We start from the raw sequence: 632 nt of genomic DNA on the forward strand, positions 1-632 counted from the left end.
GATGAATCCAGGATCAAATCGCTTGTCGACAGCCATGTCGAGGATCGCGAATTGGGCTTCATAGGCGAGCCGGTGGTCAATGTGCTGGCCCTCAACCTTGCGCTGGACGATGCCACGAAACAATGAAGGCGGGCGCCGGGATCGACACCGAAGCCGGCGCCGTTCATGATTGATCCTGATGCCAGACGACAGCCGCACCGCCGAAACCAGGCCCTCTCCCGACGCGCTGCTCGAGCATGCAGAGCGGGAGGAGCGAGGTCGCCTGAGGATATTTCTCGGCGCCGCTCCCGGTGTCGGCAAGACCTACGAGATGCTGATGTCGGGCCGCGCCAGGCTGGCCGACGGGATCGACGTGGTGATCGGCATCGTCGAGACGCACGGTCGCAAGGAAACGCAGACGCTGGTCGAAGGCTACGAGGTCATTCCTCGTCTTGAGATCGATTACAAGGGGCGCATCCTTGAGGAAATGGATCTCGACGCCATCCTCGCCCGGCGCCCGGCGTTGGTTCTGGTCGACGAGCTCGCCCACACCAACGTTCCCGGCAGCCGTCACCCGAAGCGCTATCTCGACGTCCAGGAAATCCTGACGCACGGCATCGATGTCTACACGACACTGAACATCCAGCACGTCG

The 632-nt window shown here is 62.2% G+C and carries 2 protein-coding genes; both read left to right on the forward strand.

Going from position 1 to position 632, the window contains the following annotated elements; translation table 11 throughout:
- Window positions 1-126 (forward strand): potassium-transporting ATPase subunit C (locus NKJ08_RS39235; protein ID WP_352786429.1); only part of this gene is annotated, 126 nt, incomplete at its 5' end.
- Window positions 127-178: 52 nt separating this feature from the next.
- Window positions 179-632, forward strand: a 454-nt coding sequence (locus NKJ08_RS39240) for a histidine kinase (protein WP_502906396.1), incomplete at its 3' end; no start/stop codon positions are given.

Origin of the sequence: Mesorhizobium sp. M0244, from assembly GCF_040321795.1 — a bacterium.
In the GTDB taxonomy this organism is placed as follows: Bacteria; Pseudomonadota; Alphaproteobacteria; order Rhizobiales; family Rhizobiaceae; genus Mesorhizobium.